This is a genomic window from Skermanella sp., assembly GCF_059503625.1.
This window is the reverse complement of sequence record NZ_JCACHA010000235.1, coordinates 1-3,218: the sequence shown is the minus strand read 5'-3', so window position 1 is coordinate 3,218 and position 3,218 is coordinate 1. Positions and strand designations below refer to the sequence as shown.

The window sequence follows — 3,218 nt, the reverse complement described above, 5'->3', positions numbered from 1 at the left end:
ACATGGTGCAGCCGATCGCGGATGCTGGGTTCGACTATGTCGGCATCAGCCTGGACGGGCTGGCGGAAACGCATGACCGGTTCCGCCGCCGTCACGGGGCGTTCGAGGCGTCGCTGCGCGGCATCCGGCTGTGCCGGGACGCCGGGCTGAAGGTCGGCATCCGGTTCACCCTGACGCGCGACAATGCCCACGACCTGCCGGCATTGCTCGACCTGACCGCACGGGAGGGCATCGACAAGTTCTACCTGTCGCACCTGAACTTCGCCGGGCGCGGCAACACCAACCGGGGCAGCGCGGCCATGCTGGAGACGACCCGAAGCGCCATGGACCTGCTGTTCGAGCGGGCGCAGGCCGATGCGGAAGCAGGTTCGACCCGCGAATACGTGACCGGCAACAACGATGCCGACGGCGTCTATTTCCTGCACTGGGCCGCGCGGCGCTTTCCCGACCGGATCGCTGGCCTGCGCGCGGCACTGGAGCGCTGGGGCGGCAATGCGACCGGCGTCGGCGTCGCCAATATCGACAATCTCGGCAACGTCCATCCCGACACGATGTGGGGAACCCATACCCTGGGCAACGTCAAGGAGCGCCCGTTCAGCGCCATCTGGGCCGAAGCCGACCGGCACGACCCGATCATGGCCGGCCTGCGCCAGCGGCCTCGGGCAGTCGGCGGGCGGTGCGGACGATGCGCGTATCTCACGATGTGCAACGGCAGCACGCGGACCAGGGCGCTCCAGACCTCCGGCGATGTCTGGGCCGAAGATCCAGGCTGCTACCTGACGGATGCCGAAATCGGCCTCCCCGGAGGAATGCGCCATGCGTCGTGAGATCAAGTCGGCGCTTAGTGCGCTGGGGTTTCTGCTGTCGGCTTCTCCCGCCGGCGCCGCCGATCCCTCGGCGCTCTACACGCAGCACTGCGCCGCCTGCCACGGCGGCGACCGGCTGGGAGCGCTCGGCCCAGCACTCATCCCGGAGGCGCTGGGACGGATGAAGCCGGAAACCGCCAGGGCCGTTATCGCTGAAGGGCGCGCCGCGACACAGATGCCGGCATTCGGCGAGCAACTGTCCAAGGATGAGATCGCCGCGCTTGCCGGCTTCATCCAGCAGCCGCTTGCCGCCGTGCCGTCGTGGGAGATGGCGGATATCCAGGCGACCCACGTCGTCAGCCATCCGCCAGCCAGCCTGCCGGACCGGCCGGTCTACGATGCAGATCCCATGAACCTGTTCACGGTGGTCGAGGCCGGCGATCATCACGTCACCATCCTGGACGGCGACCGCTTCGTTCCGCTGGCCCGGTTTCAGAGCCGCTTCGCTCTCCACGGCGGCGCCAAGTATTCGCCCGACGGGCGGTTCGTCTATCTGGCGTCGCGCGACGGCTGGGTCACGCAGTACGACATGTGGAGCCTCCAGATCGTGGCGGAGGTCCGGGCCGGGATCAACACCCGCAACATCGCGGTATCGGAGGATGGCCGCTTCGTCATGGCCGGCAACATGCTGCCCCACAGCCTCGTGGTGCTGGACGCCCGCGACCTGACGCCGGTGAAGGTGATCGCTGTGGCGAACGGCAAAGGCAAGACTTCGCGGGTCAGCGCCGTCTACACGGCGCCGCCGCGCCAGAGCTTCATCGTGGCGCTGAAGGACATCCCGGAGATCTGGGAGATCTCGACATCGGAGACATCGCGGCCCGTCTTCGGCGGCTTCGTCCATAACCATGAAGCCGGCATGGTGGAGGCGGTCGGCGTCCAGAGCGGGTTGTTCGCCATCCGCCGGATCGAACTTGACGAGACGCTCGACGATTTCTTCTTCGATCCCGCTTACGCCAACCTGCTGGGCGCGTCGCGCGACGGGGCCGCCGCCCAGGTGGTCAACCTGAATGTCGGCCGCCGGATCGCCACCGTGCCGCTGCCCGGCATGCCTCACCTCGGGTCGGGCATATCGTGGCAATTGGAAGGCCGTACCCTGATCGCGACGCCTCACCTGAAGGAATCAGCGATCAGCATCATCGACGCGGCGACCTGGGCAACGGTCAAGCGGCTGGAAACGCTCGGCCCCGGCTTCTTCATGCGCAGCCACGAGAACACGCCCTATGCCTGGACCGACGCCTCGCTCAGCCAGCGGCGCGACACGATCCAGATCATCGACAAGCGGACGCTGGAGACGGTGCGGACGCTGACGCCGGCTCCCGGCCGGACGGTCTCGCACGTCGAATTCACCCGCGACGGCCGGTACGCACTGGTCAGCCTTTGGGAAGACGACGGCGCGCTGATCGTCTTCGACGCCGCGACTTTCGAAGAAATCACCCGCTTGCCCATGCGCAAGCCATCGGGGAAATACAATGTCTGGAACAAGATTCGCTTTTCCGAAGGCACCAGTCACTGAGCCGAACACCGCGCCGCGAAACGGCCGGGCGCTGCTGCTGTTCGCCCACGGCACATCGGACGGAGCCGGAGCCGAGATCGCGGACCGTCTGGCGTCCGAGCTTTCCCGCAAGGGATTGTTCGACGAGGTCGCTGTCTGTTTCTCGTTGCAGGAGCCGCGCCCGGCGGACGCCCTCGCACGCCTGTCGTCTTCCCAAGTCTTCGTCATGCCGCTGCTGGCCTGCGATGGGCGGATCACGCGCGATGTCCTGCCGGGATTGATCGGGCTGGCGGATGAGCGGGACCGGAACCGGGTGACGCTGTGCCCGCCAATCGGCCAGCATCCGGGAATTGCCCGGCTCGTCGCCGGCATGGCCAGTGCCGCCGCCGACGAGGCCGGGTTCGTCCCCAGCTCGACCACGGTGCTGATCGCCGGGCACGGTCACCGTCACGATCCGACATCCGCCGGCGCCGCGCGCCGTCTGGCCGGACAGATCCGGGCCAACGGACGCTGGGTGGCGGTCGATACCGTTTTCCTGTCCGAGATGCCGACCGCCCGGCACTGGCCAACGGTATCGGAAACGCGGGATACCATCGTCGTGCCGTACTTCATTTCCGGCGGACGGCACGAGGCGGTCGACCTGCCGGCCATGATCCGGACCGGTGAAAGCGACGTATCCGACGGACGCAGGGTGGTGCTGACATCAGCCGTCGGGCGGGCGCCGCAACTGGCCTATCTCGTGATCGATCAGGTGCTGGAACTGGTGCGGGATCACGTGCTGGAGACGGCATGACGGAGGCCGGCGACGCTTCCTCCCGGGATACCGGCGAGCCGGCCGACTGGGGACCGCTGTCGGGGTT

General features: G+C 67.6%; 3 protein-coding genes. All 3 read left to right on the top strand.

The features are described from left to right. Positions 1–827: radical SAM protein (locus AC5JJ6_RS05760; RefSeq protein WP_496041123.1), on the top strand; the 827-nt coding region annotated here is incomplete at its 5' end. Next, positions 817–2,379 carry a cytochrome D1 domain-containing protein gene (locus tag AC5JJ6_RS05755; protein WP_496041122.1) on the top strand — a complete coding sequence of 521 codons (1,563 nt, stop codon included), beginning with the start codon at positions 817–819 and terminating at the stop codon, positions 2,377–2,379. The genes AC5JJ6_RS05760 and AC5JJ6_RS05755, both read left to right, overlap by 11 nt. Further along, entirely contained in the window at positions 2,336–3,151 is an 816-nt protein-coding gene (locus tag AC5JJ6_RS05750; RefSeq protein ID WP_496041121.1) for a CbiX/SirB N-terminal domain-containing protein, read from the top strand. Before AC5JJ6_RS05755 ends, AC5JJ6_RS05750 begins: the two co-directional genes overlap by 44 nt. Positions 3,152–3,218 lie beyond the last annotated feature (67 nt).